Origin of the sequence: Streptomyces sp. NBC_01390 (assembly GCF_045040105.1) — a bacterium.
Classification (GTDB): Bacteria; Actinomycetota; Actinomycetes; order Streptomycetales; family Streptomycetaceae; genus Streptomyces.
In genome coordinates this window covers 7,138,865-7,161,891 of sequence record NZ_CP109551.1, presented here as the reverse complement: position 1 = coordinate 7,161,891, position 23,027 = coordinate 7,138,865, and the positions used below count along the sequence as shown (strand labels likewise).

The following is a 23,027-nucleotide window of genomic DNA, read 5'->3' as shown; positions in this document are numbered from 1 at the left end:
GGTTCGTACGATATGCACATCAACGGGCCTGGCCGGGAGCAGACTTGGGCAGGCCTCTCGCGTTCTCATGGGGGGATCCGTATGCGTCATCACGTCTCGGCCACCGTTCTTTCCGGTGCCGTCGTTCTGTCCGCGCTCGCTCTTCCGGCAACCGCCGCCCAGGCGTCGGAGCGTACGGGCACGTCGGCGAAGCTCAGCTCCTTCGCCCCGGAGACCGTGCGTCCGAAGGACTCGCTGGGCAGCATGAAGTTCTCGAACGCGGTCATCAACGGCGGCAAGGACATCGTCCTCGGCGTCACGACCAAGAAGGCCGTCACCGTCACGTACACCGCCACCAGCGACAGCGGCGTCGCGCTCACGCAGGCCTTTCTGTGGCAGGGCACCGACAGCTCCGACACGGACACCATCACCGGCTCCCTGGGCACGGACGACGACCCCGAGTGCACGGAGTCGACCACCCAGACCGGCACCTACAGATGCACCGCCGTCTTCCACGTCAACGCCGCCACGGACCTGAAGAAAAACGGCGTCGCCGGGGTCTGGAAGTTCTTCCTGGGCGGCTACGACCTCTACGCGAACGCCAGTTACAACGACAACGTCGCCACCACCAAGATCAAGAAGGTGTCCCAGCTGACGCTTGACGCCACCCCGGAGCCGGTGACGAAGAACAAGAACATCACCGTCGCGGGCAAGCTGAAGCGCGCCAACTGGAACGACGGCACGTACGCCAGCTTCCCGGGCCAGAAGGTGCTGCTGCAGTACCGCAAGAAGGGCAGCAACACCTACACCACCCTCAAGACGCTCACCAGCGGCACCGGCGGCACGCTCAGGACCGTCGTCAAGGCCACGGCGGACGGCTACTACCGCTTCACCTTCGCGACAAACCTCAGCACCGCCGCCTCGACGTCGGCCGCCGACTACGTCGACGTCAGGTAACCTTCCCGGCCTTCCCCCGCCGTACGAACCCGGCGCCGGCCCACCGTCCACGACGGCACCCGGCGCCGCGGCCCCCTGACGGGGAGCGCTCCCGTCGGAAGCGCTCCCCGCTGCTCGGTCGGTCAGCAGGTCGAGTTGGTCTGGGTCAGGAGGCCGAGCCGCCACGGGAGGAGGTCGTAGTCGCCGCCCGCGTTGGGGTTCAGGCCCTGGTAGAGGTACTGGAGCCGGCAGGAGGGGATGGTGAGTGTCTGGTCGTAGCCCGCGCGGATCATCTCGCCGTGGCTGACGTCCCGGGTCCAGGCGCCCGCGGGGAAGCTGACGTTGTTCGCCCGGGCGAAGGGATTGCCCTCGGACGCGGCGAGCTGTGTCCAGGAGCCGCCGAGATTCGAGGCGGTCCAGGAACGGAAGTAGCGCCGCCCGTCGGAACCGATGGCCTCGACGAGGAGCAGGTACTGGTTGCTGCCCTGCACCTTGTAGACGTTGCTCGCTTCGAACAACGCGTTCTTGGAGTCCTGCAGTGCGATGACGGTGTTCGTGAATCCGTTCGGGAACTGGCCGACGGTCGTCTGCGAGCGGTAGAGGTGACCGTTGTCGTCGGAGGAGAACAGGTAGCAGTTGGCGCTGTCGCAGATCACCCACATGTCGACCCAGAAGCCCCTGCCGATGTTCTGCCGGATGATGTCCGGCATCGACGCGTAGAAGTTGCGCGGGGCGCTCCACCCGTTGGGGTTGCTGATGTCGGGGTTGGTGGAGTACGAGGCGTTGCCGGTCTGGTAGACGAGGTACCACAGGCGTTGCGGCGCGTTGTAGAAGACCTGCGGCGCGGCCCGGTAACCGGTCCCGATGGCGGTGCGGTCCAGGTAGTGGTGGGTGGCCGAGCCGGCCTGGGACCAGTCGCTGAAGTTCAGGTAGACCAGGTTGTAGCCGGAGCGGCTCGCGGTACTGGCGAACACGTGGTACTTGCCGTTGTACTGGACGACCGTCGGGTCCTTGAGGCCCGCGATGTTGTGCGTCGCGTCGGACTTCGGCCCGATCATGGCGCCGCTGGAGCTCCACGAGTACCGGTTGGGCAGGGCGGTGGCGTCGGCGGCGCCGCGGGTCGTGGCAGGGGTGCCGCCCATCGCCGTCAGCGCCGAGTTGTACGCCGACTTCTTGTTGCCGTTACGGTCGAACAGCAGCGGGTTCTCGTTGCTTCGCCAGGAGTCGCTGTCGCGGATGCCCCAGACCGTGATGCCGGTGCAGCGCGCCACGTTCATACAGGCCCTGACCGTGTTCGCGTACGCGTTCGGCGACGCCTGCGCGATGTCCAGTTCGGTGATCTGGACGTCCACGCCGAGTGCGGCGAAGCTCGAGATCGTCGTCTGGAAGCTGCCAGGGGGACCGCCGGCGCCCAAGTGGGCCTGGAGGCCGACGCAGTCGATGGGTACGCCGCGTGACTTGAAGTCGCGCACCATGCGGTAGACGCCCTGGGTCTTGGCGGCGTTCCAGTCGTCGATGCTGTAGTCGTTGTAGCAGAGCTTGGCCCCTGGGTCGGCCGCCCGGGCCGTGCGGAACGCCTCCTCCAGGAAGCCGTTGCCCAGCACGTCCCGGAAGACCGAGCTGCGGAGCTGGCCGCTGCCGCCGTCGGCGAACGCCTCGTTCACCACGTCCCAGGTGTAGATCTTGCCCTTGTAGTGGTTCGCCACCGTCCTGATGTGGTTGTTCATCACGGATCGCAGGGTGTTCGCGTCCCGGATGGAGCTGACCCAGCCGGGCAGTTGGGAGTGCCACACCAGGGTGTGGCCACGCATGCGCTGACCGTGGGACAGCGCGCGGTTGACGATCTGGTCGCCGGGGCCGAAGTTGAACGAGCCGCGGGACGGCTCGGTGGCGTCCCACTTCATCTCGTTCTCGGGCGTGACCATGTTGAACTCACGGTCCAGGATGCCGGTGTACGTACGGTCGCCGAGCCGGCCCGCGGCCACGGCCGTTCCGAAGTACCGTCCGGACTGGGCCGCCTGGGCGCCCAGGGTGGAGGCCCGAACGGCGTCGGGCGCGGCGGGTGCGGCGGGCGTGGCGGGAGCGGCTATGGTGCCCGCCGCGCCGATCGCGGCCCCGGGTGTCGCCAGTACGGTCGCGGCCAGCAGGCCCAGGACCGAGGCTCGGCGATGGCCGAGCCGTTTCAGCGGGTTCATGTTTCTCCTGTCGGGATGGGGGGTTGAGTGGTGCGATCGGTGGAACCGCTCAGGGCGTGGCCAGCTCGAACCGTGTGCAGCGGACCGCGCCGCCGAGCGCCTGGGTGGCGTGGTTGAAGAGGGCGAATCGGTAGCCCATGAAGAACCGCCAGTCGTTGCCCAGCGAGAAGGTGGGTCCGAGGCGGGTGAACGTGGTGCCGTCGGTGCTGTACGAGAAGGTTCCGGGGCGTCCGGTGCCGGGACGGATGTCCGCGCTCGCGCGCAGCCAGACGCGGCTGCCCGAGACCGGCGCGCCGGCGACCTCGGTGCCTACGTTGGTGGTGTTCCAACTGCCGTCCATGGTCAGCCCGTTGACCATCACGACTCGGGTCGTGCCGCCGTCGCGCCTGACGCCGATCCAGGCGGAGGAGTCACGCAGCAGTGCGAGTCCGGCCCGGTCGCCGTCGCGCATCGCCGAGAAGTCGAGCTGGACGGTGGCGGTGGAGGTGGGGCCCTGGATCCGGTGGGTGAGGGTGTTGCGGGCCCAGTAGAGGTCGCCTGTGACCGTCGCGGTCCGCAGGGTCAGGCCGTTGTTCACCGACCACTTGGTGTTGTCCGGGTTGTGGTTCCACTCCCATCTCGGCTTGAGGGCTGTGCCGTCGAAGGTGTCGACGCCGGTCATGGGGGTGACCTGCCGGGGCGGAGGGGGCACGGCCGGGCTGGGATACGTGGTGCCCCACGCGCCGTTGACGAGCTGCACGACCGGCCAGCCGTCCGCGGTCCAGGTGACCGGCGCGAGGGCGGGCATCCGGCCACCGGGGTACGCGTCGACGAAGGCCAGGTAGTACCAGGCGCCGTTCTGCGTCTGCACCAGCCCGCCCTGGTGCGGGACGCCACCGCCTGGGATCGGCCCGCGCAGGTCGAGCAGGACCTGCCGCATCGTGTACGGGCCGAAGGGGCCGCTCGACGACTTCAGGATGTACTGGCCGTTCGCGGGGCGGGTCACGAAGATGTAGTACTGCCCGTTGATCTTGTAGAAGCGGGAGCCCTCCAGGGTGCCCACGCTCGACGGAGTGGTGAACACCTGCTGGGTACGGACCTGGTTGCGGCCGTCGGGCGAGAGCTGGGCCACGCTGATCGTGCTGTTCCCGTACGCCACGTAGAGGGTGTCGTCGGTGTCGACGAGCAGCCCCGCGTCGTAGTAGGGCGTGCCGATCGTCGTCAGCCTGTTCCACGGACCCTCCGCGGCGGGGGCCGTGTAGACGTACGTCCTGGCGAAGTCGATCTGGCCGAGCCAGTAGAACGTCCTGTTGCTCGGCCGGTAGGCCAGTGACGACGCCCAGATTCCCCGGACGTAGCCGCGGGCACCGTTCAGGTCGTACTTGGCGCCGAAGTCGAGCACGGGCACCGAGTGACCGGCGATCTCCCAGTTGACCAGGTCGTACGACCGCAGGACGGGCGCGCCCGGCGAGTAGTGCATGGTCGAGGCCGAGGCGTAGAAGGTGTCACCGACGCGGATGACGTCGATGTCCGCGAAGTCCTGCCAGATCACCGGGTTCGCGTAGGTCGCCGCGGCGGCGAGGGCCGGCCCCTGGGTGGGGGCGGTGCCGGGGACCGCTGACGGAGGGAGCAGGGAGCCGACGGCCAGGCCGGTGGCTGCCGTCAGTGCGCGGCGACGGGACAGGGCGTGATGGGTCCATGACATTTGCACGGGTGGCGTTCTCCTTCTGTGGCCCAGCCGTTGATGGATGGCGTTGTCCGGAGGTGCCCTGCTGGTTCGCTCGGAGCGACTGCTCTGTATACGAGATATCGAACGCGGATCGGCTTGTCGAGCAATTTGGATGATAGGGGGCCGGTGAATCACGTCAATACTTCTCGCATGAATCGTCATCTACTTCGAAACATTCGAAGATATTTGATCCCATGTCATCGCAGGCCAGCTGTCCGTATGGTGTGGATGCGCCACCTTCGGCGAGCCTTTATGGCCGGATCATGGAGGCAGTGCGGTGATGGGTGTTGACATGTTCGATGACCTCCCTAGTATCCGTGGGGCCCTAGTTTCCGAATGGTTCACGAAATTTCGAACGCCCATCTCTTCTGCTGTCCAGTGTCATGCGCGTGACATTGATCTTCGTGTCACCGCCCATGACGCCCTTCCGTGAAGGAGCCCTTGGTGCCCAGACGGTCAGGCGGACGACTGCTCCGCCTCCTCGCGACCATCGTGCTGACGGTCACCGCGTCGGTGACGGCCTCCGTCCACTCCACCGCCTCGGCGGCGCCCGGCAGCCCGGCACTCACGCCACCACTCGGCTGGAACAGCTGGAACAGCTTCGGGTGCGGAGTCACGGAGGCACAGGTTCGCCAGGCCGCCGACGCGATGGTGTCCTCGGGCATGCGCGACGTCGGCTACCGGTATCTGGTGGTCGACGACTGCTGGTTCGACCCGAACCGCGACGCGGCAGGCAACCTGCGGTCCAACCCGACCAAGTTCCCGAGTGGGATGAAGGCGCTCGGGGACTACATCCACAGCAAGGGACTCAAGTTCGGCATCTACCAGGTGCCGGGCGACCGCACCTGCGCACAGACCAGCGGCGGCTATCCCGGGTCGACGGGCAGCAGGGGACACGAGGCCCAGGACGCCACCACGTTCGCCTCGTGGGGCGTCGACTACCTCAAGTACGACTGGTGTTCCTCCAGCGGTACCCGCGATGAGCAGGTCGCGCGCTTCACGCTGATGCGCGACGCCCTGCGCGCCACCGGGCGGCCGATCGTCTACAGCATCAACCCCAACAGCTTCCACGCCATCACCGGCTCCACCTACAACTGGGGCGAGGTCGCCGACCTGTGGCGGACGACCGAGGACCTGCTCGACATCTGGCAGAACGGCAACACCAACAGCTATCCGATGGGCGTCGGCAACGTCCTCGACGTCACCGCGCCGCTGGCGGCGCAGTCCGGTCCCGGACACTGGAACGACCCGGACATGCTGGTCGTGGGCCGTCCCGGCCTGTCACTGACCGAGTCCCGCTCCCACTTCGCCCTGTGGTCGCTGATGGGTGCCCCGCTCATGGCCGGCAACGACATCCGCACCATGTCCGCCGACGTCAGCGCCATCCTGCGCAACCCGCGTCTGCTTGCGGTGAACCAGGATTCGCTGGGGGCCGGCGGGCGCAGGGTGCGCGACGACGGCAACACCGAGGTGTTCGCCAAGCCCCTGTCCGACGGCTCGGTCGCGGTGGGCCTGTTCAACCGGGGCGGCAGCACCGCGACGGTCACCACGACAGCGGCACAAGTCGGCCTGTCGGGAGGGTCGTTCACCCTCACGGACCTGTGGACCGGCGGCACGTCGAGCACGTCGGGACAGATCTCCGCGAGCGTGCCGGCGCACGGCGTGGCCGTGTTCAAGGTGACCGGCGGCAGCCCGCTGGCCGCCACCACCTCGCGTCTGCGCGGCACCGGATCCGGCCGCTGCCTGGACGTGGACAACGCCTCCACCGCCGCCGGTGCCACAGCACTCCTCTGGGACTGCCACACCGCCGCCAACCAGCTGTGGACCACATGGGCCGGCGGCGAGATCCGCGTGTTCGGCGACAAGTGCCTGGACGCCTACGACCAGGGCACCGCCAACGGCACCCGGGTCATCACCTGGTCCTGCAACGGCCAGGACAACCAGAAGTGGACCGTCGGCTCCGACGGGTCGGTCCGCAACGTCCACGCGGGGCTGTGCCTCGACGCCGACCGGTCCGGCACCGCCAACGGCACCCCGCTGGTCCTGTGGGCCTGCGACGGCCGGGCAGGGCAGAAGTGGAGCCGGTCATGAGGGAGTTGGGTACCTCTCCGAACCCGGGGCGATCACCCGTCGGCACTGTGAAAGGAGATCCGACATGAGAGGGAAACGTTTTCCCTTATGGGGTGCCGTGCTCGCGGTGCTGCTCGTCCTGACCACGGGAGGAACGGCACTGGGCAGCGGCACTCACGGCGCGAACACCTCGCTCGCCGCCCCGACCGCGGGGTGCGGCAAGGCCCCCACGCTGACGAGCGGAACGTACACGATCCAGAGCGGCGGCAAGAGCCGGACCTTCATCCTGCGGGTCCCGGACGGCTATGACCGCAACCACGCGTACCGGCTGGTCCTCGGGCTCCACTGGCTGGGCGGCACCTCCACCGACGTCGCCACCGGCCGCACCGTGGAGACGGGCACCTGGGCCTACTACGGGCTCCAGCGACTGGCGAACAACAGCGCCGTCTTCGTCGCTCCCCAGGGCCTCAACAACGGCTGGGCCAACAGCGGCGGCGAGGACGTCACCCTCGTCGACGACATACTCCGGCGCATCGAGACGGACCTGTGCGTCGACACGACACAGCGCTTCGCCCTGGGATTCAGCTACGGCGCCGCCATGTCGTACGCGCTCGCCTGCTCCCGGGCGACGGTCTTCCGGGCGGTCGCGGTCCAGAGCGGCGGGCAGCTCAGCGGATGCAGCGGCGGTACCCAGCCCATCGCCTACCTCGGGGTGCACGGCCTCAGGGACAACGTCCTCGGCATCTCCGGTGGACGGGCGTTGCGGGACAGGTTCGTCAGGAACAACGGTTGCACCGCCCAGAACCCGCCGGAGCCCGCCCAGGGCAGCCTGACGCACCGGGTCACCACCTACTCGGGCTGCTCGGCCGGGCACCCGGTCGCCTGGGCCGCCTTCGACGAGGGACACATCGCCGCTCCGCAGGACGGGGCCGCGGGTGACAGCGGATCCCGGACCTGGCTGCCGGCGGAGGTGTGGAAGTTCTTCACGCAGTTCCGGACCTCCGACCCGTCGCCGGGGACGGCGACCTGCCGGGTCACCAGTACCGTCACCGCCTGGAACACCGGGCTGACGACGAACATCACCATCGCCAATACCGGCACCACCGCGATCGACGGCTGGTCCCTCGTCTTCACCCTGCCCGCCGGCCAGACCGTCACCTCGGGCTGGAACGCGGACTACTCCTCCGCCTCCGGCCAGGTGACGGCCAGGAACGTCGCCCACAACGCGACGATCGCTCCAGGTGCGTCCGTCGACGTCGGATTCCAGGCGACCCACACCGGAAACACGGCTCCGCCGGGCTCGTACACCCTCAACGGCACGGTCTGCGCCATGACGGCTTCTGCGCCGAAGTGACCCTTGGTTGCCGCGCACCCGGGGGGCGGGCCCTTGGCCCGTCCCTCCGGCTCATGCCGGGCGAACCTGCTCGCCGTGCCGTTCGAGCACAAGGCGGGCCGTACGGGCCATGGCGTCGTCGAGCTCACCTGGGACGACCTGGCTCGGGCCCGCAACGGGGTGGCGGCGAGGGGTGCCTGGGGACGTCGGCGCCTCGCGAAACGGACATCAAGCGCCTTTCGGCACCCGGAATGTCATGCACCGGTAAAGGTGATCAGCGAAAACGCCCCAAACCGAACCACCCGCAACTTTATTCCAAGTCCACGCTCTGCAGCCCCTGTTAGGTTCGTCGGCGGCCCTGGGAGCACAACGACCAACCCAGGGTGAACAAAAAACGGGACAAAAAATGCGCAAGTTGGCTGTTGGCGCGCTCGTCGGATACTCGCCACCACAGGCGTGGTGGCGACCGCCGCGATGGGCTCGTTGCCGCTGGTGGGCCGCCGTATCGACCCGGAACTGATCCGCCGGGACTGACGGCCCTGAGGAACCTGACGGGACGGCCCCGCACGACGGTGACCGTCCCGTCAGGGAACAGCTGGTGGCAGGGGCCTTCGGCCGGTGCGGCACGGAGTCGCACCGGCCGGCCCGACCCTCGTACCCAAGTGCATCGCCCTGGAACAACTCCAGCGCCAGTCAGCCACCGGCGACCTCGCGGTGAGCCGCCCGTACGATCTCGCCGGCCTCCTGGATCGCCCGCTCCCGTACGTCAGGATCGGCGCTGCTGATCGCCTGCTCGGCGGCGTGCAGTCGGCGCGCGGTCTCGGGGTGTCTCTCGATCTCGACCACGACGCCCCACGTCCGGTAGAACATCCGGATCGGCACGACGCTGTCCTCGTCCCCGGCGCGTACGAAGGCCTTCTGCAGGTCCTCGAAGAACTCGGGCAGCCTGGACGGCACAACGGTGGCGACAGCCTGCCGCAGGTCGGGCAACGTCAGCTCGGGCCGGGGAATGAGCGGACCGTCCCCATCCCGATGCGTGTACGGCATGGTCATCGGCCGCCCCTTCCACTCGTCGAGCCGCGTTCCGGCACACGCCCACGCTAACGCCATTCCCATCACTTCTTGACGCCGATGAGCGCAACGGCATCACACGAGGCAGCGGCCAGCCCCCACTCCGCCCAGACCGTCTTCCCCACCCCGTCCCGGGGCCCCACCCCCCACTGCTCGGCCAGCGCCCCGACCAGCAACAAGCCCCGCCCGAACTGGTCGTCGTCGGTCACCTCACGAGGGCAGGGCATCCGCTCGGCACGCGGATCACTGACCTCGACGCGCAGCGCGGCGGCTGTGACGGCGAGACGTACCCGGATGAGGCGTCCCCGGAGGCTTCCGTGGAGCAGCGCGTTGGTCATCAACTCCGAGACGACGAGGGCGGCGTCCCCGGCCAGCTCCGGGTGCCCCCATTCGATGACCAGTCGAGCGGTGCGGTGCCGGGCGAGGGGGACGCTGCGGGTTACGGGGGTGTAGTTGAGGCGGTCTTCGTGGAGGAGGGGTTCGTCGGGCATGGGGGCACCTCCGAGTGCTTGGGGCGATCGGTGAGCACCGAAGGTAGCCACGCTTGCACTCTCAGCACAATCGAACTGAGGAAGTTCTTCCTGAAAGAGGGAAGCCATTCGACTGGGTAACGGCGGTGAGACACACTGTGGCCGTGACGAGATCGACTCAGCCGCGACAGGGACAGGTGTCAACCGTCCTGGCGCGCAAGCTAGGTGGGGAGTTGCTGCGTCTGCGCGACGCTGCAGGCAAGACCCAGCAGCAGGCCGCCGAGTCCATCAATGCGACCGGTACCAAGATCGTGAAGATGGAGCGCGGCTGGGTGCCGATGCGCGACCCGGACATCCGGGTGCTGTGCGAGTTCTACGGGCTGGCGGACCCCATGGCCCTTGCCCGGCTACTGGAGTTGGCCCACCTGGACCGCGAGCGGCGCAAGGCGAGGGGCTGGTGGCGCAACACCGTCGACAGTGGTTCCACAGCCGAGTACCTCGGGATGGAAGACGTCGCCGAGCGCATGCGTAACTGGCAGTCCTCGCTGATCCCAGGGCTGTTCCAGACTTCCGATTACACGCGGGCTCTGGCCACTGACGAAAGCAGCACTTGGGGAGCTCCGTTCGATGTCGAGCAGTGGGTCGAGGTCAGGCGTAAGCGCCAGGAACGGCTGGTCGGTGAACGTCCCATCCAGATGCACGCGGTGATCTGGGAAGCGGCGCTGCATCAGCAGATCGGCGGCGCCTCCGTCATGCGCGCCCAACTGGAACGCCTCCTAGAAGTCGCCGAGCTGCCGAACGTATGTCTGCAGGTGCTGCCGTTCCGGGCCGGCGCGCATCCCTGCATCTCCGGCGCGTTCTGCATCCTCTCCTTCATGGAGAACGAGGCGTTGGACGTGGTCCAGAGCGACACCATGAAGGGCATGGTGTGGGCGGAGAACGAGGAGGAGAGCAACCTCTATGTCGCAGCCTTCGACAGCACGTCCCGCCTCAGCCTGACCCCCCACGATTCCATCGCGCTCATCGGCGACCTACGCAAGGAAAAGTGACCGTGCCCAAGTTCGACTTCGTGAAGTCCAGCTACAGCCAACTGGCACAGGAGTGCGTCGAAGTAGCCCGCAACCTTCCCGGCGTCGTCGCCGTCCGCGACTCCAAGACTCCGCCCGACGCCCCCATACTCCGCCTCTCCCCCACCGCCTGGCGGGCGTTCACCACCGCTCGGTGAATCGGGCGCCCTGACTGGTATGCGCCTGATCAGATCCGCCTCTCACGGCTGACCGTACGGCTCGCGGTACAGATCCGCATGGACCTCCGCATGCACCTCGGCACGGATCTTTCGGAGAGCAGTGCCTCCGATGTACCTCTGGGTGCGGGCGTGGCCGACAGACTCGATGAGGTCCAGGCGGCGCAGAGTGCGGAGGTCGGCCAGGGCCTGGTCGCGGGTGAGGGCTTCCTCGGCCTGGTAGGTGGTGCGCCGCAGGTGCCCTTCGGCGGCGGCGTACAGGGCGGAGACGGTGCGTTCGCCGAGCCGGTGCTGCTCGGCGAGGCGCTCCAGGCGGAACCAGACCCGGGACGCCGCTTCGAAACGGCGCTGCACCTCCTGGGCCTGGAGGTGGTGGGCGGTGAGGCAGAACCTGATCCAGGAGGCGGCATCACGCTCCGGCTGCCAGGAGCCGCCTTGGACAGTGCGTAGGGCGCCGTAGTACTCAAGGGTGTTGAAGTCGTCCGCGCCGAGCCACTCCTCGATGCTGGAGAACTCGGGGGCGAGGATGCCCTCGCGCGCCAGGACGAGGGTGTGCACGGCACGGGACATCCGGCCGTTGCCGTCACGCCAGGGGTGGATGCAGACGAGGTTGAAGTGGGCCATGGAGGCACGTACGAGGGCCGGAGCCTCGAGGTCACCTTCGGCAAGCCAGTGGACGAGCTCGTCCATGAGAGCGGGTACGCGCTCGGGTTCCGGGGCGGTGTAGACCGGCGGACGGTTCGGGCCGCCGGAGACCCATACCCCGCTGGTGCGGTACTCGCCGGGGCGCACATCCCGGTCGACGCCCCTGGCCATCATGAAGTGCAGGGCCGAAAGCAGCGTGTGGTCCCAGGCGAAGACCTGGAAGTCCGCAGCGTGCTGGATGTAGGTGAGGGCGTCGCGATAACCGATGACGGCGTTACGAGTGGCCTCGTCGGTCTCGGGGGAGATGTCCCCGCCGGCGATCAGGGTCTCGGCGTCCTCGGAGCTGATCGTGTAGCCCTCGATACGGGTCGAGCCTCGAACGGCGGCCGCAGTGAGCGACCGGCGGAGCTGCCCCTCCCAGCGGCGGGGCTGAGCGGGCCGGTGACGGAACTCGGACCGGAGCGCCTCGATCTCGTCGACTACACGACGGTCGTCCGGGGTGAGGGAAGGCGTGGCGAACAGCATTCTTCGACACTACGACACACGTAGGGTCTCAGGGTCAAGAAATTCCGCCTGGCGGGAGTTCACGGCCGCGCGGTGATCCCGTAGGTTCCGATGATCCCCGCGACGATCAGGTCGATCCCCGCCAGGAACTCCTCCCGGTCATCGTGATCCCGTAGCTGCTCCGCGACGCCACGCGTGAACGCGTACTCCTCGGGGTCGAGGTTCGCCCAGGAGTCCGAGACCGTGCCCAGGAACTCGGTCCGGGTGTCGCCCGGCCGGTGATGGCGCGCGTTGGCCGCGTTCTGGCCGCCCACGCCGAGGATGTAGTTCAGCAGCGCGGACGCGGCCGTGAACTGGGCGGCGTGGGGCACCCCGAGCGCCTGGACCTGGCGCCCTAGGTGCTCGAAGACCCGTAGCAGCGGCGACTGGGCCGGTGCGCGGGCGAGTTGCGTGCCGATCCACGGGTGGACGTCGATCGCGTCGAACACGCCGACCGCGAGGGCCCGAACCGCCTCCACCGGTGACGAGCCGGGGGTGGCGGCGGTGGCTTCGGCATCGACCATGGCGTCGGTGACGACGGCGTCGGTGGCGGCTGCGAGCAGCTCGTCCTTGCCAGTGACGTGCCAGTAGATCGCGCCGGGCCCCGTGGCGAGCCGTCGGGCCAGCGCGCGGAACGTGAGTCCGCCCTCACCGGTCTCGTCGAGAAGTGCGATCGCCGCCTCGACGATGCGCTCCCGGGAGAGCGGTTCCTCCCGTCGCTCCGGGCGACGCGTCCTCGTTTCAGCCATGCGGCCATCCTGACACACACCTGGAACGCCGTTCCATCTTGACAACTCTGGAACGACGTTCCAGGCTGACACCTGAGCGCACTGGAACGGCGTTCCAGAAGCCCCGACCGACCGTCCACCCGGGCGGCAAGCCACTCAACAACTTACGGAGCCCACCATGACCACCACCCACGTCACGATCATCGGCGCCGGACTCGGCGGACTCACCCTCGCCCGAGTCCTCCACGTTCACGGCATCCCGGCGACGGTCTACGAGGCCGAGCCCTCCGCGACCGCCCGCGCGCAGGGCGGGATGCTCGACATCCACGAGCACGACGGGCAGCGCGCCCTCAAGGCCGCCGGCCTGTACGACGAGTTCCGCGGCCTCGTCCTGGAGGGCCGCGAGGCGACACGGATCCTCGAACGGGACGGCACCGTCCTGTTCGAACAGGACGACGACGGCACGGGTGGACGCCCCGAGGTGCAGCGCGGCGCGCTACGACAGCTGCTGCTCGACTCGCTCCCGGCGGGCACCGTCCGCTGGGGGCAGAAGGTCAGCGGCACCCGTACCCTCGGCGACGGCCGCCACGAGGTGACCTTCGCCGACGGCACCACCCTCACCACGGGCCTGCTCGTCGGCGCGGACGGCGCCTGGTCCCGCGTCCGGCCGCTGCTCTCCGACGCGACACCCGAGTACGTCGGCATGTCATTCATCGAGACCTACCTGATCGACAGCGACACCCGGCACCCGGCGCACGCGAAGACGGTCGGCGGCGGGGCGCTGTACGCGCTCGCGCCGGGGATGGGCCTCGGAGCCCACCGGGAGAGCGGCGGCACCCTGCACACGTATGTGATGCTCACCCGGCCGCAGGAGTGGTTCGCCGGCATCGACTTCACCGACCCCGCCACGGCCATAGCCCGGATCGCGCAGGAGTTCGACGGCTGGGCACCGGAACTCACCACACTGCTCACCGACGGCGAGACCGCCCCCGTCCTGCGCGTCCTCCACGCCCTGCCCGTCGACCACCGGTGGAACCGGGTGCCGGGCGTGACCCTGATCGGCGACGCCGCTCACCTCGCGCTCCCGAACGGCGAGGGCGCCAACCTGGCCATGCACGACGGCGCCGAACTCGCCAGGGCCATCGCCACCCACCCCGACGACATCGAGACCGCGCTCACCGAGTACGAGGAGGCCATGTTCCCCCGTAGCGCCACAGCCGCCGCCGACGGCAACCAGCTCCACGAGCTGCTCTACGGCGACGACACCCCCCACGGCCTGATCAACCTGTTCACCGGAGCCGCGTAGCCCCGACAGCCTCTCGTCCAGCCCGAGTTCGGCCCACCGGCGCCCGTTCCAGTAGCCAACCCCTTGGCTACGCTGCACGCATGCCCACCGACCTGACCCTCCTCCCGCGTGTCGCCTGTCGCGGGCAGGAGGTCACCGCGCCCCGTCTGCGCGCCCTACTCGCGCTGCTCGCCGGCGATCTGCGCACCGGCTGCAGCATCGAGCGGCTCGTCGAAGGGCTGTGGCCGCCGGACGAGTTGCCGGAGCGGCCGGGCAAGGCGCTGCAGGTTCTCGTGTCCAGGGCGCGGGCGCAGCTCGGTGCCGACGTCCTCACCAGCACGCCGACCGGATACCGGCTCGCCCTCGCCGAGGAGCAGGTCGACAGTTCCGCCCTGCTCCTGCACGCCGCCGCGAGCGCGGAGCGGTCCAGGGCCGGGGATCACGCGGGGGCGCTGGCCGCCGCCGAGGCCGGGCTGGCGCTGTGGGAGGGCACGTCTGACCGGCACCGTGACACCGACGACCCCGTGGCCGCGTTGCGCGCCGAGCGTGCCCCCGTACGCGGCACCCTCGTCCGTGCGCGGGCCCTCGCGCTCGCCCGGCTGGGGCGGCGTGCGGAGGCCGCCGGGCCGCTGGCCGCTCTCTTCGCCGAGCACCCGCGCGACGAGGAGGTGCTCGCCGAACTGCTGCGCGCCGAGGCGGCGTCGGCCGGGCCGTCCGCCGCGCTGACCCGGTACGAGGCGTACCGGAGGGAGCTGCGGGACGGGCTCGGTACGGATCCTGGGCCGCAACTCAAGCTCGTACAGCAGGAGTTGCTGTCCGGCGAGGCGCCCGCCGTCCGGCACGGGGTGCCGCACGAGCCGAATCCGCTGCTCGGGCGGGACGAGGACATCGCGGAGGTCGAGCGGTTGCTGCGTACCTCCCGTGCCGTCACCGTCGCCGGGCCCGGCGGGCTCGGCAAGACGCGGCTCGCGCATGCCGTCAGCCGCCGCGCCGAGCAGCGCGTGGTGTACTTCGTGCCGCTCGCCGGTGTCACCGAGGACAAGGACGTGGCCGCCGAGGTGGCCTCCGCGCTCGGCGCGGGCGAGGGGCGGCCCGGCGCCGCGAGCGGCCACGACCCGGTGTCCGGCATCCTCGGCGTGTTCGGGTCCGGGCCCGCGCTCCTCGTCCTGGACAACTGCGAGCAGGTCGTCCGGGGCACCGCCGACCTCGTACGGGCCCTGGTCTCGGCCTCGAAGGACCTGCGCGTGCTCGCCACCAGCCGGGCCCCGCTCGGTCTCACGTCGGAAGCGGTGTACGCGCTTCCGGAGCTCCAACTCGCCACCTCCATCGAGCTGTTCACCCAGCGGGCCCGTGCCGCCCGGCCCGGTGTGGAGCTGCCGGCGGACGCGGTGGCCGGGCTGTGCCGTCACCTCGACGGGCTGCCGCTCGCCGTGGAGTTGGCGGCGGCGCGGGTACGGGTGCTGTCGGTGCCGGAGATCGCACGCCGGCTCGGCGACCGGTTCGCGCTGCTGCGCGGCGGGGCACGGGACGTGCCGGAGCGGCACCGCACGCTGCACGCGGTCGTGGACTGGAGCTGGAACCTCCTCGACGGGGAGGCCAGGGCCGCGCTGCGCCTGCTGTCCGTGTTCCCCGGCGGCTTCTCGGGCGAGACGGCGGAGCAAGTGCTGGGCGCGGACGCGCTGTTGCTCCTCGAGCAGTTGGCCGACCAGTCGCTGCTCACCGTCGCCGACACCTCGACCGGCGTGCGGTTCCGGATGCTGGAGACCGTACGGGAGTTCAGTGCGGCCCGGCGGGCGGAGGCGGGCGAGGAAGAGGAGGCCGTCGGCCGATTCCTCAGCTGGGCGCGGGAGTTCGGGGTGGCGTACCACGACTGGTACTTCGGCTCGGAGCCGCTGGCCTCCGGGGAGCGGATCAGGGCCGAGCAGGACAACCTCGTACTGGCCCTCCGGTACGCCCTGGCCCGTACGGACAACCCGACCATCGCCGCCCTCACCGCCGTCCTCACCGCCCTGTGGTCCACCGGCTCCAGCTATCGCCGCCTCGCCGCCCTCGCCGTGGACACCGGGCCGCCGCTGTCGCACTACCACCCCGAGCCGGAATACGTCGAAGTCGCCCGCGCCGCCGCGGTGTTGTCCACGGCGAGCCTGTTCATGGGCTACGGCCCCGTCGCCGTACGCCAGTTGGTCACTCTCCGACGGCTGCCGTCGGCCCCGCCGGACACGTTGGCGCGGGCCGTCGCGGTGGTACTGAGGGCGATCCCCGAAATGGTGGCGCCCGACTACGACGTGCTGCGGGAACTCTGCGCCAGCGACCAGCCGTTGCTCGCCGGTATCGCCGAGTGCGTCGCCACCTATGTCTGGGAGTACGAGCACGACATCGACCGCGCGCTCGCCTCGGCTCGCCGGATCGTCACCGCGCTGGCGCCGGTCGACAACCCGTTCCTGCAGGTCCTGGGTCATGCCCGGCTGAGCGAGCTGTGCTTGCAGACGGAGCGGGGCGAGGACGCGTACACGCATCTCAGGGTGGCGCTCGCGGCGCTGCCGCGGCTCGGCGACGAGCACGACTCGATCGGCGTCCGAGGGGGTCTCGCTCTCGCCTGTCTGCAGCGCGGCGATCCCGACGAGGCCGAGTACTGGCTGCGGCAGGCCGAGGACGTCAACGCCTTGCGGACGGACGACGCCGAGAGCTCCGACCTGGGCGGGCGCGCCGAACTCGCTCTGGCCCGTGGGCTGACGGAGGTCGGGCTCGGCCTGTGGCGCGGCGCTGTGGAGGGGGTGATCGGTGCCGGCGCGATGTACGACGGCGATCCGTTCCTCGACCGGTGGTCGCTGCAGATCCAGTCGACGGCGGTGACGGCGCACGCCCACGCCGACCGTCTCGAACTGGTCGCGGAGCTGGTCGACCGGCTGCGGCAGGGGCTGCGGACCCTGTTCTCCGGCCCGCCTCGGCCCATGGAGCTCCCGATGCTCGGGACGGCGCTGTACGCCCTCGGCATGGCGGGGCTCACGTCCGGCGACGACGCCTCCACCTCCGTACGGATGATCGCGCTGGCGGAACGGCTGCGGGTGCTGCGCGACTACCAGCCGACGATGTCGACGGACCGCGCGCACAAAGCAGTCGAGGCGGCCGGGAACGGGGCCAGGGCGGCGTACGCCGACGCGGTGTCGGAGTACGCCGCCCTGGGGCGGGACGAGTTGCGGGAGGCTGCCCGCGCCGTCATGGCGACTACTTCGGGTCCTACTTCGGGTCACGGTTGAACTGGGCCATCGACCAGCGGTAGCCCAGGACGGTCAGGCCGACGCACCAGGTGACCGCCATCCAGCCGTTGTTGCCGATCTCGGTGCCGAGGAGGAGTCCGCGGAGGGTCTCGATGGCCGGGGTGAAGGGCTGGTACTCGGCGATCGGCTGGAACCAGCCCGGCATGGTGTCGGCCGGGGTGAAGGCGCTGGAGATGAGCGGGAGGAGGATCAGCGGCGTCGCCATGTTGCTGGCGGCCTCTGGGTTCGGGCTGGCCATGCCCATCCCGACTGCGATCCAGGTGAGCGCCAGGGAGAACAGCGCGAGCAGTCCGAACGCCGCGAGCCATTCCAGGGCCGTGGCGTCCGTGGACCGGAAGCCGATGGCCACGGCGACCAGGCCGACGAGGACCAGGCTGGCGAGCACCTGGAGCACGGTGCCGAGGACGTGCCCGACGAGCACCGACCCGCGGTAGACGGCCATGGTGCGGAAGCGGGCGACGAGCCCCTCGTTCATGTCCATGGAGACGGAGATCGCGGCCCCGATCACGGTGCTGCCGACGGTCATCACCAGCAGGCCCGGAACGATGTAGGCGATGTAGGCGGAACGGCCCCCGCCGCCGTCGCCGATGCCCGCGCTCATCGCGGATCCGAAGATGTAGACGAAGAGCAGCAGCAGCATGATCGGTGTGAGCAGCAGGTTCAGGGTCATGGACGGGTAGCGCCGTACGTGCAGCAGGTTGCGGCGCAGCATCGTGGTGGAGTCGCGGACGGCGAGGGAGAAGCGGGACGGGCGGGCGGGAAGCTGGACAGTGCTCATCGGAGGGTCTCCTTGGGCTGGTTGGGAACCTGGGGCTGGTTGGGAACCTTGGCTCCGCCGGTGAGGGCGAAGAACACGTCGTCGAGGTCGGGGGTGTGCACGGTCAGTTCGTCGGCCTCGACGCCGGCCGTGTCCAGCCAGTCGAGGATGGAGCGCAGTTCGCGCTGGCTGCCGTCGCTGGGGATCTGCAGCGCCAGCGCCTCGTCGTCCCTGGTGACCTCGCGCAGGGCGACCGCGGCGGACCGGTAGGCGCCCGGGTCGGTGAAGCGGAGCCGGACGTGACCGCCGGGGACGAGCCGCTTCAGTTCGTCGGCGGTGCCCTCGGCGGCGATCCCGCCGTCGTTCAACACGGCGATACGGTCGGCGAGTTCGTCCGCCTCCTCCAGGTACTGGGTGGTGAGGAAGACGGTGACCCCGTCGGCGACGAGCCCGCGGATGATGCCCCACATGTTGTGGCGGCTGCGCGGGTCGAGGCCGGTGGTCGGCTCGTCGAGGAAGATGATCCTCGGGTCGCCGACCAGCGTCATGGCGAGGTCGAGGCGGCGTTTCATACCGCCGGAGTAGGTGGAGGCGGGCTTCTTCGCGGCCTCGGTGAGGTCGAAGCGCTCGAGGAGTTCGGCGGCGGAGCGCCGGCCCTCCTGCCTGGACAGGTGGTGCAGGTCCGCCATGAGGAGCATGTTCTCCTCGCCGGTGATCAGGCCGTCGACGGCGGAGAACTGCCCGGTGACGCCGATCGCGGCGCGTACGGCCTGCGCGTCGGTGGCCAGGTCGTGGCCGCCGACGTGCAGTTCGCCGGCGTCGGCGGTGATGAGGGTGGAGAGGATCTTGACGGCGGTGGTCTTGCCGGCGCCGTTCGGGCCGAGGAGGGAGAAGACGGTGCCGGCCGGTACCGCCAGGTCGATGCCGTCGAGGACCGTCTTGTCCCCGTAGGCCTTCCGCAGCCCCTTGGCCGCGATGGCGAGTGGTGAGTGCGATGTCGTCGATGTCATGCCGCAGAGACTGCGGCAGGGCGCATTCAGCGCGGTTTCACGACGGTTTCAGTGCCCTGGAACCGGGCGCGGCGAAGAGTCGGTGCCATGAGCCCGTACGGCGAGTACGACGTCCTGTCGGGGACGTGGACGGGCCGGCCCGGGGCAGCTGCTCCGGGCCGGCCCGTCCACGCGATGTCAGCTTGTGGCGGGGACCGGGTCGCGGGACGGGCCGGGTATCGCCTCGGGTGCGGGCGTCTGCTTCGGATCGGGCTCGGCCGTCACCGCGGAGGGAGCGGGGGCGGGGACGAAGGGGATCTCTCCGCGCAGGACGGCCTTGGCGCGGTCCTCGTCCAGCTCACCCTCCCACCGGGCGACGGCCAGGGTGGCGACGCCGTTGCCGACCAGGCTGGTCAGGGCGCGGGCTTCGGACATGAACCGGTCGATGCCGAAGATCAGCGCGAGGGCGGCGACGGGGACGTGCGGGACGGCGCTGAGGGTGGCGGCCAGGGCGATGAAGCCGGAGCCCGTGACGCCCGCGGCGCCCTTGGAGGTGAGCAGCATGACGGCGAGCATGCCGAGCTGCTGGGTGAGGCTGAGGTCGATACCGAGGGCCTGGGCGAGGAAGACCGAGCCCATGGTCAGGTAGATGGCGGTGCCGTCGAGGTTGAAGGAGTACCCGGCGGGCAGCGTGATGCCGACGACCGGTTTCGAGGCGCCCACGTGCTCGAGCTTGGCCATCATGCGCGGCAGGACGGGCTCGGTGGAGGAGGTGCCCAGGACGATCAGCAGTTCTTCCTTGATGTAGCGCAGGAAGGGCAGCAGCCGAAGTCCGTTCAGGCGCATCACGGTCCCGAGGACGACCAGCACGAAGAAGAGAGCGGTCAGCCAGAACGAGCCGACCAGCAGGGCCAGATGGCGCAGGGTGCCCAGGCCGTAGTTGCCGATGGTGAAGGCCATCGAGCCGAACGCGCCGATGGGGGCGAGCCGCATGATCCAGCGGATGAGCGTGAACAGGACCGTGGAGAACTTCTCGATGCTGCGGGCGATGCCCAGGCCGGCTTCTCCGCTGGCGTGCAGGCCGAATCCGAACAGCACGGACACCAGCAGCACCGGCAGGATCTCGTTGCCGGTCAGGGCGCTGACCAGGGTGGCCGGGACGATGGCGAGGACGAACTCGGCGAAGCCCTCGTGGGTCGTGGTCGCCGCCGGCGGCAGGCCCTTGGTGGACAGGGTCGAGATGTCGACGTGCAGACCGCTGCCCGGCTTGACGACGTTGACGACGACCAGGCCGATCACCATGGCGATGGTGGTCAGCACCTCGAAGTAGACGAGTGCCTTCAGGCTCACGCGGCCGACAGCGCGGGCGTTGCCCATGGAGGCGATGCCGTGGACGACCGTACAGAAGATGATCGGCGCTATGAGCATCTTCACCAGGGCTATGAAGCCGTCACCGAGCGGCTTCAGCTCGGCGCCGACGGACGGCCACAGCCAGCCCACGGCGGCGCCGAGGAGGACGGCGATCAGGCACTGGACGTAGAGGTGGGACAGCATCCGGCGGATGCGGCCCGCTGGTGCGATGACGGAACCCGGGGCAGCGTCGTTGCGGCTCATGCGGGGCGTCCTTCCAGGACGGGAACGAGGAGTTCGGCTCGGGCGATACGTCGGGCGGCGCGGTGCAGCAGCACCGTAGGAGACGTGCTGTCCGGTGTGGGGACGGCTTGGGTGGTGACCACGCCGGCGGGGGTGCCCAGGCGCAGCGTGCCGTCGGCGGTCTGCCGGGCGGCGCGGTGGGCGAGGGTGCCGGGGGTGGCGGCGGCCACGGCCAGGGCAACGGCGGAGGTCAGACCGATCGCCGGGTGCGGAGCGTGCATGGAGACCATGCGTACGGCCAGGTCGTACTCGTCCTGGTTGACGAGTACGCCCTGTGCGGTGCGATAGGGGGCGGGCCGGGCGACGATGCCCGCCTTCGGCACCGCGTGGCTGACCGGATCGCCCTCGCGGGCCAGGCCCATGGCCAGTGCTGCCTGGCGGCGCAGCAGGGTCAGCGCGGGCACCACGGTGGCGAACTCGGTGAGGGATTCCGTGCCGTCGAGGCCGAACGCCTTGGCCTCGAAGAGTGCGGCCGGAGCACCGGCGTCCACCAGGGACGCCTCGACGGGTCCGTCCGGGCCGACCAGCTCGTCCAGTGCCCGGCCGGTCGGAAGAGCGCGGCCGGTCGCCGAGCCCGCCGGGTCCTGGAAGCCGAGCAGGACCGGCACGCCCGGCGCCGAGGTACCCGGGACCGTGGCCGTGCCCTCCTCCGGGACCATGCCCCCGGGGGTGGGGATCGTGCCGGTGAGGCGGGCCCCGGTGTTGATGTTGAGCATGCGGACGGTGGTCGTGTCCGACGCGATCGGCACGAGATCGTGGTGGACGGCGTACAGGGCCACGGCTGTGGCGCAGTTGCCGCAGTTGCTGGCCCACTCCACGCGCTCGTCGCCGATTCCGACCTGTGCGAAGGCGTACTCGACATCCACGCCGGCCCGGGTCGACGCCTGGACGACGGCGGCCTTGGAGGTGGTGGAGGAAGCGCCGCCCACGCCGTCGATCTGACGGGGGTCGGCGGCGTTGAAGGCGGCGAGCAGCAGGGCATCGACATCCACGCCCGTGGCGGCCACGTCCCGGTGGTCGAAGATCCAGCACTTGCTGGTTCCTCCGCGGATCATCTCGCCCTGCAGACGCAGCACAGCCGACTCCTTGCACACATGGAAGGGGGAGCCCGCCGACGTGTTCGCTGTGCGGGACGTCCTCCACGGTGGGTTACGGCAGCGTGAAGTACAATCTCGGAAATCTGCATGGCTATTAAGCTGAAGTTAACGCCAGGGGGGCGGCATGCTCGATGTCCGACGCATCCTGCTGTTCACCGAGGTCGCCCGGCGCGGCTCGGTGACAGCGACCGCCCGCGCCCTCAACTACACACCGTCAGCGGTGTCCCAGCAGATCAGCCGCCTGGAGTCGGAGGCAGGACAGCCCCTGCTGGAGCGTCATGCCCGGGGCGTCAGCGTCACCGACGCCGGCCGGGCGCTGGCCGAACGAGGGGAACGGATCGAACGCGAACTGCGGGCCGCGGAGAACGAACTCGCCGACTTCGCCGGCCTGCGCGCGGGCATCCTGCGCATTGGCACCTTCCCCACCGTCGGCGCCTCGCTCCTCCCACAGGCCGTGATCGCCTTCCGGGACGCCCACCCCGACGTACGGCTGACCGTCCGCAGCGCCCGCATCGCCGGGCTCTGGACGATGCTGGAGAACCGGGAGATCGAGATGTCGCTGATGTGGGACTACGACTGGAGCCGGATCGACCGCAAGGACGTCGTCGTCACGCCTCTTCTCGATGACCCGCCGGCCCTCCTCGTCAGCGACCGCCATCCGCTCGTCGGCCGCGGCGCCGCCTCACTCGCCGACTTCGCGGACGACCCCTGGATCACCCGCGCCGAGCATCACCCGGTGGCCGAGGCCCTCGTCCGCGGCTGCCGCGCCCTCGGCTTCGAGCCCCACATCGCCTACGAGGCGCACGACTACCAGGAAGCCCAGGCCATGGTCGCCGCCGGCATCGGCGTCGCCCTCGCCCCCACCCTGGCCCTGGAGGGCATCCGGCCCGGCGTCGCCGTCCTGCCGCTCCAGCCGCCGGGCCCCGTCCGCCGCATCCTCCTGGTGCGCATGAGCGACCACCCCCTCACCCCCGCCGCCCTGACCTTCGCCGGCCTCCTCCGCGACGCCGCCGCGGCTCGAACACCCTGACGCCGACACGAACCCCG

The 23,027-nt window shown here is 69.8% G+C and carries 18 protein-coding genes; 8 read left to right on the top strand and 10 right to left on the bottom strand.

Annotated features, from left to right (window positions below; all coding sequences use genetic code 11):
• Positions 1-81 precede the first annotated feature (81 nt).
• A complete protein-coding gene (locus tag OG241_RS32330; RefSeq protein ID WP_405820294.1) occupies positions 82-936 on the top strand; it encodes a hypothetical protein in 855 nt (284 codons plus the stop codon).
• Between the two features lie 122 nt (positions 937-1,058).
• On the opposite strand, the gene OG241_RS32325 is transcribed toward OG241_RS32330, so the two are convergent.
• A complete protein-coding gene (locus OG241_RS32325; protein WP_405820292.1) occupies positions 1,059-3,110 on the bottom strand; it encodes a non-reducing end alpha-L-arabinofuranosidase family hydrolase in 2,052 nt (683 codons plus the stop codon).
• 49 nt (positions 3,111-3,159) lie between these two features.
• Positions 3,160-4,794 (bottom strand): glycoside hydrolase 43 family protein, encoded by a 1,635-nt coding sequence (locus OG241_RS32320; protein WP_405826517.1) that lies wholly within the window; start codon positions 4,792-4,794, stop codon positions 3,160-3,162.
• A 468-nt stretch (positions 4,795-5,262) separates the two neighbouring features.
• Here OG241_RS32320 and OG241_RS32315 point away from each other — a divergent pair, with 468 nt between their 5' ends.
• Both OG241_RS32315 and OG241_RS32310 read left to right on the top strand, forming a co-directional pair.
• Positions 5,263-6,909 carry a glycoside hydrolase family 27 protein gene (locus OG241_RS32315; RefSeq protein WP_405820291.1) on the top strand — a complete coding sequence of 549 codons (1,647 nt, stop codon included), beginning with the start codon at positions 5,263-5,265 and terminating at the stop codon, positions 6,907-6,909.
• A 64-nt stretch (positions 6,910-6,973) separates the two neighbouring features.
• Positions 6,974-8,242, top strand: coding sequence for a cellulose binding domain-containing protein (locus tag OG241_RS32310; protein WP_405820289.1), 1,269 nt, complete (start codon positions 6,974-6,976; stop codon positions 8,240-8,242).
• A gap of 672 nt (positions 8,243-8,914) precedes the next feature.
• On the opposite strand, the gene OG241_RS32305 is transcribed toward OG241_RS32310, so the two are convergent.
• Positions 8,915-9,274: a hypothetical protein gene (locus OG241_RS32305; RefSeq protein WP_405820287.1), complete on the bottom strand. Its 360-nt coding sequence runs from the start codon at positions 9,272-9,274 to the stop codon at positions 8,915-8,917.
• Positions 9,275-9,336: 62 nt separating this feature from the next.
• Entirely contained in the window at positions 9,337-9,783 is a 447-nt protein-coding gene (locus tag OG241_RS32300) for an ATP-binding protein (RefSeq protein WP_405820286.1), read from the bottom strand.
• Positions 9,784-9,995: 212 nt separating this feature from the next.
• Between OG241_RS32300 and OG241_RS32295 the strand changes: the two genes are divergently transcribed.
• Both OG241_RS32295 and OG241_RS32290 read left to right on the top strand, forming a co-directional pair.
• Entirely contained in the window at positions 9,996-10,811 is an 816-nt protein-coding gene (locus OG241_RS32295) for a helix-turn-helix domain-containing protein (RefSeq protein WP_405820285.1), read from the top strand.
• Between the two features lie 2 nt (positions 10,812-10,813).
• Positions 10,814-10,987: a DUF397 domain-containing protein gene (locus OG241_RS32290; RefSeq protein ID WP_405820283.1), complete on the top strand. Its 174-nt coding sequence runs from the start codon at positions 10,814-10,816 to the stop codon at positions 10,985-10,987.
• 42 nt (positions 10,988-11,029) lie between these two features.
• Here OG241_RS32290 and OG241_RS32285 read toward each other — a convergent pair whose 3' ends face one another.
• Both OG241_RS32285 and OG241_RS32280 read right to left on the bottom strand, forming a co-directional pair.
• Positions 11,030-12,175, bottom strand: coding sequence for a Fic family protein (locus tag OG241_RS32285; protein ID WP_405820281.1), 1,146 nt, complete (start codon positions 12,173-12,175; stop codon positions 11,030-11,032).
• A gap of 59 nt (positions 12,176-12,234) precedes the next feature.
• A complete protein-coding gene (locus OG241_RS32280) occupies positions 12,235-12,942 on the bottom strand; it encodes a TetR/AcrR family transcriptional regulator (protein WP_405820279.1) in 708 nt (235 codons plus the stop codon).
• Between the two features lie 157 nt (positions 12,943-13,099).
• Here OG241_RS32280 and OG241_RS32275 point away from each other — a divergent pair, with 157 nt between their 5' ends.
• Both OG241_RS32275 and OG241_RS32270 read left to right on the top strand, forming a co-directional pair.
• Entirely contained in the window at positions 13,100-14,227 is a 1,128-nt protein-coding gene (locus tag OG241_RS32275) for an FAD-dependent oxidoreductase (RefSeq protein WP_405820278.1), read from the top strand.
• Between the two features lie 80 nt (positions 14,228-14,307).
• Positions 14,308-17,463, top strand: coding sequence for an ATP-binding protein (locus OG241_RS32270; RefSeq protein WP_405820276.1), 3,156 nt, complete (start codon positions 14,308-14,310; stop codon positions 17,461-17,463).
• Here the strand turns inward: OG241_RS32270 and OG241_RS32265 are convergent.
• The 4 genes from OG241_RS32265 to OG241_RS32250 form a co-directional block, all read right to left on the bottom strand.
• Positions 17,444-18,262: an ABC transporter permease gene (locus OG241_RS32265; RefSeq protein WP_405820275.1), complete on the bottom strand. Its 819-nt coding sequence runs from the start codon at positions 18,260-18,262 to the stop codon at positions 17,444-17,446. The two genes, OG241_RS32270 and OG241_RS32265, sit on opposite strands and share 20 nt — an antisense overlap.
• Positions 18,259-19,251, bottom strand: a complete 993-nt coding sequence (locus OG241_RS32260) for an ATP-binding cassette domain-containing protein (protein WP_405820273.1) — start codon at positions 19,249-19,251, stop codon at positions 18,259-18,261. Before OG241_RS32260 ends, OG241_RS32265 begins: the two co-directional genes overlap by 4 nt.
• Before the next feature lie 177 nt (positions 19,252-19,428).
• Positions 19,429-20,844: a C4-dicarboxylate transporter DctA gene (gene dctA / locus OG241_RS32255; protein ID WP_405820272.1), complete on the bottom strand. Its 1,416-nt coding sequence runs from the start codon at positions 20,842-20,844 to the stop codon at positions 19,429-19,431.
• Positions 20,841-21,959, bottom strand: a complete 1,119-nt coding sequence (locus OG241_RS32250) for a PrpF domain-containing protein (RefSeq protein ID WP_405820271.1) — start codon at positions 21,957-21,959, stop codon at positions 20,841-20,843. The genes dctA and OG241_RS32250 overlap by 4 nt, the downstream gene beginning before the upstream one ends.
• A 145-nt stretch (positions 21,960-22,104) precedes the next feature.
• Here OG241_RS32250 and OG241_RS32245 point away from each other — a divergent pair, with 145 nt between their 5' ends.
• Positions 22,105-23,010, top strand: a complete 906-nt coding sequence (locus OG241_RS32245) for a LysR family transcriptional regulator (RefSeq protein WP_405820269.1) — start codon at positions 22,105-22,107, stop codon at positions 23,008-23,010.
• Positions 23,011-23,027 lie beyond the last annotated feature (17 nt).

Bases quoted from the DNA above. Each gene is read 5' to 3' on its own strand.
- OG241_RS32280 (WP_405820279.1), bottom strand. From the start codon at position 12,942: ATGGCTGAAACGAGGACGCGTCGCCCGGAGCGACGGGAGGAACCGCTC.
- OG241_RS32245 (WP_405820269.1), top strand. From the start codon at position 22,105: ATGCTCGATGTCCGACGCATCCTGCTGTTCACCGAGGTCGCCCGGCGC.
- OG241_RS32265 (WP_405820275.1), bottom strand. From the start codon at position 18,262: ATGAGCACTGTCCAGCTTCCCGCCCGCCCGTCCCGCTTCTCCCTCGCC.
- OG241_RS32305 (WP_405820287.1), bottom strand. From the start codon at position 9,274: ATGACCATGCCGTACACGCATCGGGATGGGGACGGTCCGCTCATTCCC.
- OG241_RS32310 (WP_405820289.1), top strand. From the start codon at position 6,974: ATGAGAGGGAAACGTTTTCCCTTATGGGGTGCCGTGCTCGCGGTGCTG.
- OG241_RS32275 (WP_405820278.1), top strand. From the start codon at position 13,100: ATGACCACCACCCACGTCACGATCATCGGCGCCGGACTCGGCGGACTC.
- OG241_RS32300 (WP_405820286.1), bottom strand. From the start codon at position 9,783: ATGCCCGACGAACCCCTCCTCCACGAAGACCGCCTCAACTACACCCCC.
- OG241_RS32285 (WP_405820281.1), bottom strand. From the start codon at position 12,175: ATGCTGTTCGCCACGCCTTCCCTCACCCCGGACGACCGTCGTGTAGTC.
- OG241_RS32330 (WP_405820294.1), top strand. From the start codon at position 82: ATGCGTCATCACGTCTCGGCCACCGTTCTTTCCGGTGCCGTCGTTCTG.
- dctA (WP_405820272.1), bottom strand. From the start codon at position 20,844: ATGAGCCGCAACGACGCTGCCCCGGGTTCCGTCATCGCACCAGCGGGC.
- OG241_RS32260 (WP_405820273.1), bottom strand. From the start codon at position 19,251: ATGACATCGACGACATCGCACTCACCACTCGCCATCGCGGCCAAGGGG.
- OG241_RS32320 (WP_405826517.1), bottom strand. From the start codon at position 4,794: ATGTCATGGACCCATCACGCCCTGTCCCGTCGCCGCGCACTGACGGCA.
- OG241_RS32325 (WP_405820292.1), bottom strand. From the start codon at position 3,110: ATGAACCCGCTGAAACGGCTCGGCCATCGCCGAGCCTCGGTCCTGGGC.
- OG241_RS32270 (WP_405820276.1), top strand. From the start codon at position 14,308: ATGCCCACCGACCTGACCCTCCTCCCGCGTGTCGCCTGTCGCGGGCAG.